Genomic DNA, 15,973 nt, shown 5'->3' with positions numbered 1-15,973 from the left:
CCGGATGCCGACGCCCTGCCCGCAACAGGAGAACGCCGCATGAGCACACAACTGGTGGAAGGAAAAGTCGTCATCGTCACCGGCGGTGGCGGGGGTATCGGACGCGCCATCGCGCTGGAAATGGCGCGCCAGGGCGCGCGCGTGGTGATCAACGACATCGGCGCCGGGCTCGACGGCGCCGGTGGCTCCGCCACGCCTGCCGAAGAAACACAGGAACTGATCCGCGAACTCGGTGGCGAGGCGGTGATCAGCACCGACAGCGTGTCCGAGTGGGAAAGTGCCCAGCGGATCGTGGCCTGTGCGCTGGACAGCTTCGGGCGGATCGATGTGGTGGTGAACAATGCCGGCATCCTGCGCGACACCATTTTCCACAAGATGAGTCCCGAAGACTGGCTATCGGTGATCAACGTGCACCTCAACGGCAGTTTCTTCGTCAGCCGGGCCGCCGCCGAGCATTTTCGTCAGCAGCAGAGCGGTGCCTACGTGCACATGACCAGTACCTCCGGGCTGATCGGCAACTTCGGCCAGGCCAACTATTCGGCGGCCAAGCTCGGCATCGTCGCGCTGTCCAAATCCATTGCGCTGGACATGCAACGCTACGGCGTGCGCTCCAACTGCATCGCGCCCTTCGCCTGGAGCCGGATGACCAGCTCCATCCCGGCCGAAACCCCAGAGCAGAAAGCGCGCGTGGCCAAGCTCCAACAGATGACGCCGGACAAGAACGCGCCGCTGGCCGTCTACCTCGCCTCGGAAGCGGCCGAGCACGTTACCGGGCAGGTGTTCGCCGCCCGTCACAACGAACTGTTCCTGTTCAGCCAGACCCGTCCGGTCCGCAGCGTGCACAGTGCCGAGGGTTGGACGCCGCAGGACATCGCCGAACACGGCATGCCGGCGCTGAAGGCGAGCTTCATCGGGCTTGATCGCAGCCCCGACGTGTTCTCCTGGGACCCCATCTGAGACCGACATCATGGCCATCAAGACCCGTTTCACCGAACTGTTCGGCGTTCAGCATCCCATCGTCATGGGGGGGATGCAGTGGGTCGGTAGCGCATCGTTCGCCGCAGCCGTTTCCAATACCGGCGCACTCGGCACGGTTTCGGCACTGACGCAGCCGTCGCCCGAAGCGCTCGCCGAAGAGATCCGCCGCTGCCGGGAACTGACCGACCTGCCATTCGCGGTCAATCTGACCATTCTGCCGACCGTCAAGCCGGTGCCCTATGACGAATACCGCGCCGCCATCATCGAAGGCGGCGTGCGCATCGTCGAAACCGCCGGCAGCAATCCGCAGGCTCACATCGAAGCGTTCAAGACAGCCGGTATCAAGGTCATTCACAAGTGCACGGCCGTGCGTCACGCGTTGAAGGCCCAATCGCTCGGCGTCGACGCGATTTCCATCGACGGTTTCGAATGCGCTGGGCATCCCGGTGAGGACGATGTGTCCGGCCTGGTGCTGATCCCGGCCACCATGGACAAGCTGAGCATCCCGGTCATCGCCTCCGGCGGTATTGCCGACGGCCGTGGCCTGGCGGCTGCGCTGGCGCTGGGCGCCGACGGCGTGAACCTGGGTACGCGGTTCCTCTGCACCCACGAAAGCCCGATTCACGAAGCCATCAAGCAGAAGATGGTCGAGGCCGATGAACTGTCCACCACCCTGATGCTGCGCTCGTTCCGCAACACGGTTCGGGTGTTTCGCAACGAGGTGGCGCTTGCCGTTCAAGGGCTCGAGCGCGACCAGGTCGAATTCGGCGAGCTCGCCCCGCTGGTTTCCGGTGCCAGGGGCCGCCAAGTCTACGAGAAGGGCGATCCGAATGCCGGCGTCTGGTCGGTCGGAACCTGCCTGGGGCTGATCAACGATGTGCCCAGCTGTGCCGAGCTGGTCGAGCGCATGGTCAGCGACGCACGGGCCATCATCGACCAGCGGCTGGCCGCCATGGTTGCCTGACTCGACCGGCTCATCGAGGAAAACAGCATGTTCACGCGTCATTACTGCGTCTGGCCCGAGCACGTCCCCAGGCAGTTGTCGGTGCCCGAAACCAGCCTGTTCGAAAACCTGGCGAACAGCGCCAGGCGTTTTCCGGACAAGACGGCGATTGTCTATTACGACACCGAGCTGAGTTACCGGGAGCTGCTTGCCGAGGTCGAAGCGCTGGCCGGTTACCTGCAGCATGCCGGGGTCCAACGCGGCGAGCGCGTGCTGCTCTACATGCAGAATTCACCGCAGTTCGTCATTGGCTATTACGCCATCCTGCGAGCGGACGCCGTGGTGGTGCCGGTCAATCCGATGAACCGGACGGAGGAGCTTGAGCATTACCTGATCGATACTGGCGCACGCGTGTCTCTCTGCGCCCAGGAGCTGGTGCCCACTCTCGAGCCTTTGCTTGTTGCCCCGGGCCGTCTCGAGCGGCTGGTGGTGACCGCCTATGCCGAGTACCTGCGCAAGCCCACTGACCTGCCTCTGCCGGCCGAGCTCGACGAGCCGTTTCGTGCGCCGAGCCTGTCCGGGGCCATCGGCTGGCGCGATGCCCTGGAGGCCGGTCACTTGCCGGGGCCGCACCGGTCCATGCCGGTCGATCTCTGCGTGCTGCCTTACAGTTCCGGTACCACCGGTGCGCCGAAGGGCTGCGTGCATACGCACCGCACGGTCATGGCGGCCGTGATACAGCGCTCGCTCTGGGCGCAGACCTTCAGCGACCAGGTGGTCCTGGCGACGTTGCCCTTCTTCCATGTCACCGGCATGCAGGGGGGGCTCAATGGCCCCGTCTACACCGGATCGACGATGGTCATCATGACCCGCTGGAACCGCGAGGTGGCCGGCGAGCTGATGCAGCGCTACCGGGTGAATATCTGGATCAACATCGCCACCATGGCCATCGATTACCTGTCAGCGCCGGACGCTGATCGCTTCGACACGTCCAGCCTGACCTATGTCGGCGGTGGCGGGGCGGCGATGCCGGAGGCGGTCGAGGCCCGGCTGCGGCGCTTGGCCGGGCTGCCCTATATCGAAGGCTACGGCATGTCCGAGACCATCGGGGCGACCCATGCCAACCCGCTGCACCTGCCGAAGCCGCAGTGCCTGGGTGTGCCGGTGTGCGGCGTAGATAGCCGCATCGTCGACCCGGACACACTCACCGAGCTCGGGCCGAACGAGGTCGGCGAAATCATCACCCATACCCCCAGCCTGTTCGAGGGTTACTGGGGCCGGCCGGAGGAGACCGCCGAGGTATTCGTCGAGCGCGATGGCAAGCGGTTCTTCCGCACCGGGGACCTGGCCTACCACGACGAGCAGGGTTACTTCTTCATGGTCGACCGGATCAAACGCATGATCAATGCGTCCGGTTTCAAAGTCTGGCCGTGCGAGGTGGAGGGCTTGATGTATCGCCATCCGGCGATCCGTGAATGCTGCGTGATTGCCAAGCCGGATGCGCGTCGTGGTGAAACCGTGAAGGCCTGTATCGTTCTGAACGATGGCCAGCAGGTCGCCGAGGCGGACATCGTGCAGTGGGCGCGCCAGGAAATGGCGACGTACAAGGCACCGACCTGTGTCGAATTCATGAGCAGCCTGCCGCGTTCATCCACCGGCAAGGTGCTCTGGCGTAAATTGCAGGAGTGGGAGCGGGAGCGAGAACTCGCCACCACCGCCGGCTGACCCCACCACTGCCCATCCGTAAATCCCAGGAGGCCCCATGGCCGATGTCGTCAGGATAGAGCAGCGCGAGGCGATCACCTTCGTCATCGTCGACAACCCCCCGGTCAATGCCCTGAGCTTTCCGGTTCGGCAGGGGTTGTGGGAGGCACTGGCAGCCGCCGAGGCCGACCTCGCGCAGGAGGCGGTGGTGCTGGTGGGCGCCGGCGCGCAGTTTCTCAGCGGCGCCGATATCCGCGAGTTTGGCCGCCCGTCACAGTCACCGACGCTGCCGGAGCTCGCCGTGCGCATTGCGGCCATGAGCAAGCCCTGTATCGCCGCGATTCGTGGCGCCGCGCTCGGCGGCGGCCTGGAGCTGGCCATGGCCTGCCATTACCGGCTCGCTGAACAGGGCGCCCGCCTCGGGTTGCCAGAGGTGACCCTCGGCTTGTTGCCAGGCGCAGGCGGGACTCAGCGCCTGCCCCGGCTGGTCGGGGTGCCGCTGGCGCTCGAGATGATCGTGCACGGCGCACCGATCCCGGCACCCCAGGGATTGGAGGCGGGACTGGTCGATGCAGTGTTCCACGGCGATGCGCTGGAAGCGGCTTTCAGGTTCGTGAAGGAGCAGCCTACGGAGGCCCTGGCCTTGCGTCGCACCGACGACCGTAGCGATCGCCTGGCGGGCGATCATGCCGGCTTGTTCGAGGCCGTGCGCGCCGACCTCGCCAGGCGCAAACCACATTTGTTCGCACCACAGCGCGCCATCGAGGCCGTCGAGGCGGCCACCGGCCTGCCGATGGCGGACGGACTCGCGCGCGAGAAGGCACTGTTCGCGCAATGCAGGGCTTCGCCACAGAGCGCCGCGCTGATCCATCGCTTCTTTGCCGAGCGCACTGTGCGCAAGATTGCCGGTTTGAGCCGCGACGTGACGTCACGGCCCGTCACGCACGCCGCAGTGGTGGGCGGCGGCACCATGGGCGTCGGCATTGCGCTGTCGTTCGCCAATGCCGGCATACCGGTCAAGCTGGTCGAAGTCGACAAGGCGGCGTTGGGCCGTGCCTTGCAACGGGCGCAGAACACCTACGCGGCGAGCGTCAGGCACGGCAGTCTCGACGCCGAGAGCGTCGAGCGGCGCATGGCTCTGATCGAGGGCGTCACCGACTACGCCGCGCTGGCCGACGTCGACCTCGTGGTCGAGGCTGTGTTCGAAGACGTCGAGGTCAAGCGCCAGGTGTTTCAACGCCTCGATGCGGTCTGTCGCCCCGGGGCGATTCTGGCGACCAATACCTCGTCGCTGAATTTCGATGAGATCGCCGCGTTCACCCGGCGCCCCGAAGCGGTGGTCGGCCTGCACTTCTTCGCGCCGGCCAACGTAATGCCGTTGCTCGAAGTGGTCCGAGGTGCGCGCACCTCGGACGACACCCTGGCCACGGCCATGGCGCTTGGCAGACGGCTGAAGAAAACCGCTGTGGTGGTAGGCGTGTGTGACGGCTTCGTCGGCAATCGAATGTTGTTCCAGTACGGACGTGAGGCCGAGTTTTTGCTCGAGGAAGGCGCCACGCCGCAACAGGTCGATGACGCCTTGCGGCGGTTCGGCATGGCCATGGGGCCATTTGCCGTACGCGACCTGTCCGGGCTGGACGTCGGCCTGGCCATTCGCCGCCGTCAGCGTGCGCATGCGCCGGCCCACCTGCGCTGGCCGACCATTTCCGACCGGCTGTGTGCCGCTGGCATGTTCGGGCAGAAGACTGGCGCCGGTTATTACCGGTACGAGGGCGGCAGCCGCACACCGCAGGAAAATCCAGATTTGCTGCCCATGCTGGAGGCTGCCTCGCAGGACCGCGGCATCGAGCGGCGCCTGCCGGACGAGGCGCTCATCATCGAGCGGACGATATTCGCGCTGATCAATGAGGGCGCGAAGATCCTTGAAGAAGGCATCGCCCAGCGGGCCAGCGATATCGACGCGATCTTCATCAACGGCTACGGATTCCCTGCCTGGAGGGGTGGGCCGATGTTCTACGCCGACCAGCTTGGGCTCGATCGTGTGCTCGAACGGATCAGGGCCTTCCATGCCGAACACGGTGACTGGTGGGCGCCCGCGCCGCTGCTGGAGCGGGCGGTGGCCGGAGGCGGCACGCTGACCGATTGGCAGCCCGACCGACCGGCCGTGGTGCCTAAGCCTCTCGTAGGGGCCAGTCTATGAACCTGGGTTATTCAGCAGAACAGCTCGCCTTCCGTGAGGAAGTCCGGACATTTTTATCAGCGAAACTACCGCCGGCGCTGGCCGAGCGGGTGCGGCTGGGCAAGCACCTGTCGCGCGAGGACTATCTGTGCTGGCAGAACATCGTTGCGCAGCAAGGCTGGTATGCCCCGGGTTGGCCGGTCGAGTACGGTGGCACCACCTGGGGGGCGATGGAAAAGCACATCTTCGAAGAAGAATGCGCGGCCTTCCACGCACCGCGGCTGCTGCCCTTCGGCGTGAATATGGTCGGCCCGGTGATCATCCGCTTCGGCACCGAAGCACAAAAGCGCTACTACCTGCCGCGGATCCTGTCCGGGGAAGACTGGTGGTGTCAGGGATATTCCGAACCTGGCGCCGGCTCCGACCTGGCTAGCCTGTCCACTCGCGCGGTTCGCGACGGCGATCATTACGCGGTCAACGGCCAGAAGACCTGGACCACGCTGGGCCAGCATGCCAACCGAATGTTCTGTCTGGTGCGCACCGACCCGGACGCGCAGCCCCAGCGCGGGATCAGCTTCCTGCTGCTGGACATGGACGCCCCCGGTGTCAGCGTGCGGCCGATTACCTTGCTGGACGGCACCTTCGAGGTCAACGAGGTGTTCCTTAATGACGTGCGCGTGCCGGTCGAGAATCTCGTCGGCGAGGAGAACGCCGGCTGGACTTGCGCCAAGTACCTGCTTGCCCATGAGCGGACCGGCCTGGCCGGGGTTGGCGCATCCAAGGCTGCGCTGGCGCAACTGAAGAATGTCGCGCGGCGGGAGCTTCGAAACGGCCGGCCGATGCTCGACGACCCGCTGTTTCGCGCACAGGTGGCCGATATCGAGATGCAGCTGATGGCCATCGAAGCGAGCACGCTGCGCATCGTCGCGGCGGCCTCGGACGGCGGCGTGCCGGGCCCGGAATCCTCGATCCTGAAGATCAAGGGCACGGAAATTCGCCAGGCGATCACCCATCTGCTGCGCAAGGTGATAGGGCCGTATGCGCTACCGTATCTCAACGATGAGCTGCAACCCGAGCATGTCGGCGAGCCCCTGCATGCCGACTACAGCGCGGCGTTGGCAGGGCAGTACTTCAACATGCGCAAAAGCTCGATCTATGGCGGCTCGAACGAAATTCAGAAAAACATCGTCGCCAAGGCGATTCTCGGTCTGTAAGGGGATACCCATGAACTTCAACCTGACCGACGAGCAGAGGATGCTCCAGCAGGCGATCTCCCGCTTGGTGCGTACCGAATACGGCTTCGAGCACAGGCAGTCCTTTTCCGCGTTAGCCGAGGGTTTTTCATCAGCGTTCTGGCAGCAGCTCAGCGAGCTGGGTCTGTGCGCGGTGGCGCTACCCGAGGCGTACGGTGGCTTCGGTGGCGGTGGCGTCGAAGTGATGCTGGTCATGACCGAACTGGGCCGTGGCCTGACCCTCGAGCCCTACCTGCAATCGGCCGTTCTCGGCAGCGGCCTGCTCGCTCAATTGGGCAGCGAGGCACAGCTGGACCACTGGTTGCCGCGCCTGGGCAGCGGCGAGGTCAGGTTTGCGGTGGCTTTCGAGGAACCGCAGAATCATTACCAGCTTCATGCCGTGCAGACCCATGCCGAACGAGTCGAGGGCGGCTGGCGGCTGTCAGGGCGCAAGGCTGTGGTGATGGGTGGCCACGCCGCCGACCAGATACTGGTATCAGCGCGGGTGGCTGGCGCCTCGCATGATCCGCACGGGATCAGTGTGTTCATGGTCGATCCCGAGGCGGCAGGTGTGGCGCGCCGCGCCTATCCGACCATGGACGGGCGTAGGGCCAGCGATCTGTTCCTGGATGACGTCTTCATCGGCGCCGAGCACCTGCTCGGCGAGCCGGGTGAGGCGCTTGCCGCGATGCGCTATCAGCAAGGGCGGGCGATCGCGGCGCAGTGCGCCGACATGGTCGGGGCCATGCAGGTGGCCTGTGAGCTGACCCTGGATTACCTGAAGACGCGCCGCCAGTTCGGTCAGCCGATCGGTCAGTTCCAGGCCTTGCAACATCGGATGGTGGACATGCAGACGGAACTGGAACTGGCCACCAGCATGACGGTGCTCGCGGCCAGTTACGCCGACGCTGACGAATCAACCGAGCGCAGCCGGGCGCTGGCCGCAGCCAAGTACATCTGCGTGCGGGCCGGTCGCTACATCGCCGAGCAGGCTATCCAGCTGCACGGCGGTATCGGGCTGACCTGGGAATACAGCCTGGGCCATTACGCCAAACGGCTGGTCATGGCCAGCCATGAACTGGGCGATGACGATCATCATCTCGATGCCTATGCCGCACTGATCGAGGCCGCCTAGCCACTTTCCAGGCTTCATAAAGTCCGGCTAGGCGATCCAGGCGATCGCCAGCAGGGGCACGATCGCCAGCAGGGCGAAGCGGCCATTCCAGCGGAACGCGATGTTCCACGGCGAAATCTGCGCGTAGCGGGACAGCATCAAGGCCGACGGCCCGTAGGGCGACAGCAGCATGGCCAGCGAGAACCCCGCCAGCAGGGCGACCGCGGGCTGCATGATCGGCACGCCACGGTCGGCCAGCGGCACCAGCAGGCCGGCGCACAGGTTCAAGGTGATGATCGGCGCGACGCCGGCGAGCGCCAGCACGATGATGCTCACCATGGCGATGCTCCCCAGGATGAACGGCCCCAGCGGCGTGCTGCTGAACAGCGGGGCGAGCTCGCCGACCGGCACCAGGGCCGCGACCAGACCGCCGAGCAAGCCTGACGCTGCGAAGATGAAGATTTCGTTGCGCATGCCGGCCAGTGTGTCGGTCACCTCCCGACCAACCGCCGTTGTTGGCAGTGTCCTGAAGAGAAAGGCGACAACTCCTACGGGGATGAGAACCATGGCAGCCTGGGTTGCCGATAGCCAGCTGAACGAGGCCAGCCCGGCGATGAGGGCGAGTGCCGCCAGACAGGTCAGCAGCAAGGGTATCATCGGCTCCCGCCGTGGGCCCTCCTCGGGAGTATCGGTATGGCCGAGGAGGCTCAGGCGCGCCGTTTCCGCCGGCCAACCGAGTACCAGCAGCACCAGCGCGCAGAGCAGACCGTACGGCAACAGTGCGCTCCAGGTCAGCCCTGGCAACTCACGGGAGAGAATCGCCACCGTCACGCTGGTTGGCGCAATCAGCGGTACCAGCGCGAAGCCGCGCAGCGCAGTGACCATCACACCGCGCTGACCTCCGCGGCGCTGGGCATCGGTGTACGACTGCCGATCCAGGTGGTGCTGCAGCGAGCTGCAGACCAGGTTCAGCATGCCGAAACTGAGCACCGAGCTGATGGCAAAGGCGCTGAACAGGTAACTCGGATAAAGCCATCGGCTGGGGCCGGCCAGGAGGATGCGGTGCAGCCCGCTGACCTGAGGCAGGCGCTTGACCACGGCGTGCATCAGGCCGAGTGCGCCGATGAAGGTGCCGTAGTAAGCCGCCGAGCCGAGCGCGCGTTGCAGTTCCGCGCCGCTGCCGCCCTGGAGGAGCCACCACAGGGTCGTCGCCAGGGTCACCACGCCCAGGCGGCGCGGGTAGGGCATCAGCGAACTCCAGTAGCGCACGAAGAAGGCGACCATCAGCGCGCCGCCGGTCACGCCGAGCAGTGGGGCTCGGGTAATCAGGCCGAGTAGCACCAGCAGCACCGATAACGGCAGCAGCACTTGCAGGCCGAGCGGGCTGGCAGGCGATCGGTCATTGGTGGCGGCATTGGGAGTGTTCATGCGCGGCGGGCTCGATGAGAACAACGGATCGGAGCAACGCGACGGCGCGCCACGCCTGAGGTTGAGCCTCGCAGCCGCTCGCCAGGGCGTCAATGGCGCCTCCGAGCGGGTTGGCTGACGAAAAACGCCAGTCTCGTCATTTTTCGCACATGCCGAACGGTCCCGGCTGCCATTGTCGGCAGCCGTTCGGAGCGGCAGGCTGTGTCCATGGCCGGTAACGCAAGTGTGCGGCTGGGAATGACGAAAAAGAGGAACGGATGAAAATACTGGTAACGGTAAAACGAGTGGTCGACTTCAACGTGAAGGTCCGCGTGAAGGCGGACAACGCCGATGTTGATCTCGCCAACGTCAAGATGTCGATGAATCCCTTCTGCGAAATCGCCGTGGAAGAGGCCGTGCGCCTGAAAGAGCAGGGCGTAGCCAGCGAGATCATCGTGGCCTCGATCGGCCCGACCGCCGCCCAGGAGCAGTTGCGCACGGCGTTGGCTCTCGGCGCCGACCGGGCCATCCTCGTCGAATCGAGCGAAGCGCTCGGTTCCCTGGCCGTGGCCAAGCTGCTCAAGGCCGTGGTCGACAGGGAACAGCCGCAGCTGGTGATTCTCGGCAAGCAGGCGATCGACAGCGATAACAACCAGACCGGCCAGATGCTCGGCGCGCTGACCGGTTATCCGCAGGGCACCTTCGCCTCGAAGGTCGAGGTCAGCGGTGACAAGGTCAACGTGACCCGGGAGATCGATGGCGGCCTGCAAACGGTCGCGCTCGACCTGCCGGCCATCGTCACCACCGACCTGCGTCTGAACGAGCCGCGCTATGCCTCGCTGCCAAGCATCATGAAGGCCAAGAAGAAGCCGCTGGAAATCGTCACTCCTGATGCACTCGGAGTCGCCACCATCTCCACCCTGACCACGCTGAAAGTTGAGGCGCCCGCCCCCCGCAGTGCAGGGGTGAAGGTCAAGTCGGTGGAAGAACTGGTCGAGAAACTGAAGAACGAGGCGAAGGTGATCTGATGGCAATCCTGGTTATCGCGGAACACAACAATGCCGTCCTCGCGGCGGTTACCCTGAATACCGTCGCGGCCGCCCAGGCGATTGGAGGAGACATCCACGTGCTCGTCGCCGGGGCCGGCTGTGGCGCGGTCGCCGAGGCTGCGGCCAAGGTAGCGGGCGTGTCCAAGGTTCTGCTGGCCGACCACGCGGCTTACGCCCACCAGCTGCCGGAAAACGTCGCCCCGCTGATCGCTGATCTGGCCACGGGCTACAGTCATGTGCTGGCTGCCACCACCACCAATGGCAAGAACTTCATGCCGCGCGTGGCGGCTCAGCTCGACGTCGACCAGATCTCCGAGATCATCTCGGTCGAAAGCGCAGACACCTTCATGCGTCCGATTTATGCGGGCAATGCCATCGCCACCGTGCAGTCCTCGGCGGCGGTCAAGGTCATCACCGTGCGCGGGCCCGGGTTCGATGCGGTCAGCGCCGAAGGTGGCTCCGCGAGCGTCGAGCCGGTTTCCGGGCCGGGCGATGCCGGCAAGTCGTCGTTTGTCGGCGAAGAGCTGGCCAAGTCCGACCGTCCGGAGCTGACCGGCGCGAAGATCGTCGTTTCCGGCGGCCGCGGCATGCAGAACGGCGACAACTTCAAACACCTCTACTCGCTGGCCGACAAGCTCGGTGCGGCAGTCGGTGCCTCGCGCGCGGCGGTCGATGCCGGCTTCGTACCGAACGACATGCAGGTGGGGCAAACCGGCAAGATCGTTGCGCCGCAGCTGTACATCGCGGTGGGCATCTCCGGTGCCATCCAGCACCTGGCCGGCATGAAGGACTCCAAGGTGATCGTGGCGATCAACAAGGACGAGGACGCGCCGATCTTCCAAGTGGCCGACTACGGTCTGGTAGGCGACCTGTTCGAGATCATGCCGGAGCTGGAAGGTCGGATCTGACCGTGCGCCGTCCGGTGGGCCGCCTGGACCGGCCCGCCTTTTACATGAGGCTTGGCAATGAATGTGAGTGATGCGGTAGCCCAGCGAGCCAGTATCAGGGCCTTCCTGGACCGGCCCGTCAATCTGAAGGTCCTGCTGTCGGTCATCCAGCAGGCCGCCCGTGCGCCTTCCAGCGGCAACCTGCAGCCCTGGCGCCTGTACGTCCTGCATGGCAGGGCACTGGATGACTTCCGCGCCGCCATCAATGACAAGCTGGCCAGCGGCGCGCAAGAGGAACCCCGGGCCTACCAGGTATACCCGCAGCCCTTGGGTGAGCCCTACCGAGGCTACCGCTATCGGGTGGGCGAGGCCATGTATGGGTTGCTGGGAATCGGGCGCGACGAGAAAGAGCGGCGGTTGGCCTGGTTCGCCAATAATTTTCGTTTCTTCGATGCACCCTGCGCGGTGTTCTTCTTCGTCGAAACCGGGATGGGCCCCGGGCAGTGGGCCGACCTCGGCATGTACCAGCAATCCATGATGCTGCTGCTCAAGGAGCAGGGGCTGGACACCTGCATGCAGGCCTGCTGGACGCGCTACCACCAGACGGTCAAGGCCCTGCTCGGCGTGCCGGACGGACTGGTCCTGCATGCGGGCATGGCGATCGGGTACGCCGATCCGGAGGCGGCGGTGAACAGGCTGAAGAGCGAGCGGATGCCCCTGGACACCTTCTGCACGGTCGTGCGGCCTTGACCGGTACCGGCCATGCTGGGCGGCTCAGGCCCTAGCGAGCGGGGGCCGGCTTCACGCTGGCAAACACCGCGCGTCCCAGCGCGACGAGCCGTTCGCCCTCAACCAGGGTGCAGGTGGCATGACTGATCTGGCGGCCCAGGCGATGGATATTCACCGGCACCTCGATCCACGCCCCTTCCGCCACCGGGCTCAGGTAGTCGACACTGAGTGTGATGGTGGGGAAGGGAGTGCTCGACTCGCTGGCCCTTTTCAGCGCCGAGCCGATGGCCACATCGACGAGCGTGGCCAGGAAGCCGCCGTGCGCGTTGCCGTAAGAGGTCGTGTGTTGTGCCTCAATGCGAGCGCCGAGCACCTGCCGCGCTGGGTTGAAGTAGATGGCGCCGCAGCGGGTGAGGAACGTTGCGGTGCTCTGAAAGGGCTCGAAGCCTGGGGGAACCTCTAGATCTGTGGGTGTGGGTGTGGGTGTGGGAGTCTGGAGCATCGCTTTGCCTTCGTTGGATCGCCGGGAGGGAAACGGACCGCTAGGGCGAGATCGACCGTCTCTCCACCTTACCCAATCCAGGGCGGGACGAAATGGCCAGAACGGCAGCAGGCCACTGGCGGATGGTGACATCGGTCGGGTTGGTAGATTCGGCAAGGCCGCATTGAAGCCTGCGGCCATTGGCCCGCGCCTGCGGTTGCGCCAGCCTGAACCTGATTGTCTCGCGGCGTCTGTTTTTGGCGCGAGACGCACGCCTACCACAACAACAATGACGAGGCTACTGACATGGCGAAAAAATCTTCACTGCGGCGCTGGCTGCTGTCGCTCGGTGCCTGCCTGACCTTCGCGACTTGTGGAGTCAGCCAAGCCGCCGAAGACGAGGCGTATCCGAACAGGACGGTCAAGATTGTCGTTCCCTATCCGGCCGGTGGTGGCACCGACACGCTGGCTCGGCTGCTTGCCGAGCATTTCTCCGATGTCTGGGGCCGCCCGGTGGTCGTGGAGAACAAGCCAGGTGGCAGCGGCATGATCGGTACCAGCACGGTTGCGCGTGCCCAGCCGGATGGCCATACCCTGCTGCTGACCATCAACGCGCTGGTCCAGGGCGCTCTGTTCGAATCGCAGCCTTACGATCCGGCCACCGCCTTCGTTCCAATTGCTGAAATCGCCCGGGCGCAAAGCTTCATGGTGGTCCCGGAGGGGTCGCCTGTCAGCAGCTTCGAGGAGTTCGTGGCGATGGCCAGCAAGAAGCCTGACCAGTACACCTATGGCTCCTATGGCAACGGTACTTCCGCGCACATGTACGGGGAAATGCTCAACCAGCAGAAGGACCTGAAGCTGCGGCACATTCCCTACCAGGGCGTTGCGCCACTGCTGACCGATGCGCTGGCCGGCCGGCTCGACGCGGCCTTCGTTGACGTCGGCAGTGCCCGGTCGCACATCGATGCCGGCAAGTTCAAGGTGATCGCCGTCAGTGGCGGCGCACGCTCGCCGCTGGCTCCGGATGTCCCGACCTTCACTGAGCTGGGGCTGGAAAACTATGGCGCCTGGGGCTGGTTCGGGCTGCTGGCGCCGGCCGGTACGCCTGACCCCATCGTCGAGAAGATCTCGGCGCAGGCCAGCAAGGCGCTGAAGGCGCAGCGGGTCGTCGATACCCTTGCTGGGTTCGGCCTGCAGCCGGGAACCGGGAACCACGAGACCTTTGCCGAGAGCTATCAGCGGGACCTGAAGACCTGGACCAGGATCATTAGGGAGACAGGCATCACGGTCCGGTGACCTTGGCGGTGCGGGGCAAGCACGCGCTTGTGCGCCTGTCTGTCGCGCACCCTTCGCCTTCGCTCGACGCTCACCCCATTACCGGCCGGGCAGACGCCAGCTAGGGCGCTTGCCCGGCTCTTTATAAGATGAAGCAGGACGCCACCGTGAACGACCTTATCCATGCATTGCCGGCGCAAGCAGCGCTGGAGTCGAACGCCCCCTTCGTTGATCTGCACAGCCAGCTCAGCGCTGTCTGCACTGCCGATGCCGACCGCATTGCGGTGATCGATGAGGACGGCGCCTGGACACGGCGGGAGTTGCTGGCCCTGGCGAACCGGGTGGCCAACCGGCTGGTGGCCGCCGGGTTGGACAAGGGCGCCACCGTTGCGATGCTGGGACGCAACAGCAGGCCCTACGTAGCGGTGATGGTCGGGGTGCTGGCCGCCGGCGGCTGCATCGTGCCGCTGTCAGGCATGGCATCGACCGAGACCTTGGCCTTGATGGTCGAGGATTGCGGTGCGCTTTTTTGCTTCGCTGAACCGAACGGCCGCGATCTGCTGGACGCCGCGTTGGGATCAACGGGGAATAAGGAACTGCACCGAATCTTGCTGGAAGGCGATGCGCCGGGCTGGCATGGGCTACCGACATGGCTTGGCGACACTCCCGATAGCCCTCCGGGGGTACGAATCGAGCCGGATGACCTGTTCAACATCATCTATAGCTCCGGCACCACAGGCATTCCAAAAGGCATCGTTCAGGATCACCAGACCCGTTTCCGCAACATGGAGCGGTACCGGACGCTCGGCTTCTCGGGCGAGGCGGTGACACTGGTTGCAACACCCCTGTATTCCAATACGACAATGGTTGCCGTGCTGCCAACGCTGGCCTTCGGCGGGTTGCTGGTGATGCTCGGCAAGTTCGATGCGGGCCGCTACCTGGAGCTGGCCGAGCGGCACCGTGTCACCCATACCATGCTCGTACCGATCCAATACCAGCGCCTGCTCGACGAACCGGGTTTCGATCGGCGTGACCTGAGCAGTTTCCAAATCAAACTATCGGCCGGTGCGCCCTTGCGCGCCAAGGTCATCGCCGAGCTGATGGCGCGCTGGCCTGGTAGGCTGCTGGAGGTTTATGGCATGACCGAGGGCGGCGTCAGCGCAACCCTCGATTGCGTGGCGTATCCCGATAAATGGGATTCGGTCGGGCGGCCTAGCGCCGGCTGCTCGTTGCTGCTAATCGACGAGAGCGGCAAGCCTGTCCGCCAGGGCGAAGTGGGCGAGGTGGTCGGGCGGTCGACTGGCATGATGCGCGGCTACCACAACCGTCCGGAAGCATCCGAAGCACTACTGTGGCGTGACGAGGACGGGACCGTCTATTTCCGCTCCGGTGACATCGGCCGGTTCGATGAGGACGGTTTTCTCTACCTGCTGGACCGGCGCAAGGACATGATCCTTTCGGGTGGCTTCAACGTATATGCCGAAGACCTGGAACGCGTCCTGCTCGAGCATCCACAGGTAGTCGATGCCGCCGTCATTGCCGTACCCAGCGAGCGTTGGGGCGAAACGCCGCTGGGCCTGGTGATAACCGCGGCGGGTGAAGCGGTGACCTGCGAAGAGTTGTTGGCCTGGGCAAACCACAGGTTGGGCAAGACCCAGCGGTTGAGCAGGGTCGAGATCCGCACCGAGCTGTCGCGCAACCCGGCCGGCAAGCTGCTCAAAGCCCAATTGCGCGCCCCCTATTGGGTCGATGCCGAGCGCGCCAGGCCTACCTGAGGCGCGACCACCGGCCACCAGCCGCAGTTAAGGAACCTTGAAAGAGATGTTCCGAATCTGAGATGGACCAGGGTGGTCCCGTGGAAGGGCCTGATTCGCTCCGGCGCATTCGGCACAACCTGCTCCGGCCCTGGCTTGACCAGGTTCGGATGCGGGCAAAAACGGTGGTGGCTGTGGGGCGTCCTGCGGTGGGCGGACCACGGGAATGAAAAAGGGGCCG

The 15,973-nt window shown here is 65.0% G+C and carries 13 protein-coding genes; 11 read left to right on the top strand and 2 right to left on the bottom strand.

Translation table 11 applies throughout. The features are described 5' to 3' along the window. Positions 1-39: 39 nt before the first annotated feature. The 6 genes from ACFOMF_RS16310 to ACFOMF_RS16285 are packed head-to-tail and all read left to right on the top strand — an operon-like array spanning position 40 to position 8,171. Positions 40-957: an SDR family oxidoreductase gene (locus ACFOMF_RS16310; protein ID WP_386366801.1), complete on the top strand. Its 918-nt coding sequence runs from the start codon at positions 40-42 to the stop codon at positions 955-957. Between the two features lie 7 nt (positions 958-964). After that, positions 965-1,942, top strand: a complete 978-nt coding sequence (locus tag ACFOMF_RS16305; protein ID WP_386366876.1) for an NAD(P)H-dependent flavin oxidoreductase — start codon at positions 965-967, stop codon at positions 1,940-1,942. A gap of 27 nt (positions 1,943-1,969) precedes the next feature. Continuing rightward, a complete protein-coding gene (locus ACFOMF_RS16300) occupies positions 1,970-3,646 on the top strand; it encodes a long-chain fatty acid--CoA ligase (protein ID WP_386366799.1) in 1,677 nt (558 codons plus the stop codon). A gap of 37 nt (positions 3,647-3,683) precedes the next feature. Continuing rightward, entirely contained in the window at positions 3,684-5,825 is a 2,142-nt protein-coding gene (locus ACFOMF_RS16295; RefSeq protein ID WP_386366797.1) for a 3-hydroxyacyl-CoA dehydrogenase NAD-binding domain-containing protein, read from the top strand. Beyond that, complete coding sequence (locus ACFOMF_RS16290; protein WP_386366795.1) at positions 5,822-7,018, top strand: acyl-CoA dehydrogenase family protein; 1,197 nt, start codon at positions 5,822-5,824, stop codon at positions 7,016-7,018. The genes ACFOMF_RS16295 and ACFOMF_RS16290 overlap by 4 nt, the downstream gene beginning before the upstream one ends. 10 nt (positions 7,019-7,028) lie before the next feature. Beyond that, positions 7,029-8,171: an acyl-CoA dehydrogenase family protein gene (locus tag ACFOMF_RS16285; protein WP_386366794.1), complete on the top strand. Its 1,143-nt coding sequence runs from the start codon at positions 7,029-7,031 to the stop codon at positions 8,169-8,171. Between the two features lie 27 nt (positions 8,172-8,198). Here the strand turns inward: ACFOMF_RS16285 and ACFOMF_RS16280 are convergent, their stop codons facing one another. Then, positions 8,199-9,524, bottom strand: coding sequence for a hypothetical protein (locus ACFOMF_RS16280; RefSeq protein WP_386366873.1), 1,326 nt, complete (start codon positions 9,522-9,524; stop codon positions 8,199-8,201). Between the two features lie 311 nt (positions 9,525-9,835). Here ACFOMF_RS16280 and ACFOMF_RS16275 point away from each other — a divergent pair, with 311 nt between their 5' ends. The 3 genes from ACFOMF_RS16275 to ACFOMF_RS16265 are packed head-to-tail and all read left to right on the top strand — an operon-like array spanning position 9,836 to position 12,243. Next, on the top strand, positions 9,836-10,585 hold the full coding sequence (locus ACFOMF_RS16275) for an electron transfer flavoprotein subunit beta/FixA family protein (protein ID WP_386366792.1): 750 nt from the start codon (positions 9,836-9,838) through the stop codon (positions 10,583-10,585). Then, positions 10,585-11,514 (top strand): electron transfer flavoprotein subunit alpha/FixB family protein, encoded by a 930-nt coding sequence (locus tag ACFOMF_RS16270; protein WP_386366790.1) that lies wholly within the window; start codon positions 10,585-10,587, stop codon positions 11,512-11,514. Before ACFOMF_RS16275 ends, ACFOMF_RS16270 begins: the two co-directional genes overlap by 1 nt. 57 nt (positions 11,515-11,571) lie before the next feature. Beyond that, positions 11,572-12,243, top strand: coding sequence for a nitroreductase (locus ACFOMF_RS16265; protein WP_386366788.1), 672 nt, complete (start codon positions 11,572-11,574; stop codon positions 12,241-12,243). A 31-nt stretch (positions 12,244-12,274) separates the two neighbouring features. On the opposite strand, the gene ACFOMF_RS16260 is transcribed toward ACFOMF_RS16265, so the two are convergent. Next, a complete protein-coding gene (locus ACFOMF_RS16260) occupies positions 12,275-12,724 on the bottom strand; it encodes a PaaI family thioesterase (protein ID WP_386366786.1) in 450 nt (149 codons plus the stop codon). 285 nt (positions 12,725-13,009) lie between these two features. Between ACFOMF_RS16260 and ACFOMF_RS16255 the strand changes: the two genes are divergently transcribed. Both ACFOMF_RS16255 and ACFOMF_RS16250 read left to right on the top strand, forming a co-directional pair. Continuing rightward, a complete protein-coding gene (locus tag ACFOMF_RS16255) occupies positions 13,010-13,999 on the top strand; it encodes a Bug family tripartite tricarboxylate transporter substrate binding protein (protein ID WP_386366784.1) in 990 nt (329 codons plus the stop codon). 146 nt (positions 14,000-14,145) lie between these two features. Continuing rightward, the gene (locus ACFOMF_RS16250) at positions 14,146-15,753 is read left to right on the top strand and encodes a class I adenylate-forming enzyme family protein (protein ID WP_386366782.1); all 1,608 of its coding nucleotides are present in this window, start codon (positions 14,146-14,148) and stop codon (positions 15,751-15,753) included. The last annotated feature ends 220 nt before the right edge of the window (positions 15,754-15,973 follow it).

Source organism: Stutzerimonas tarimensis (assembly GCF_042648805.1).
GTDB lineage: Bacteria > Pseudomonadota > Gammaproteobacteria > Pseudomonadales > Pseudomonadaceae > Azomonas > Azomonas tarimensis.
Note: the sequence above shows the minus strand (reverse complement) of the source record. Positions and strands in the feature narration are given on the sequence as shown.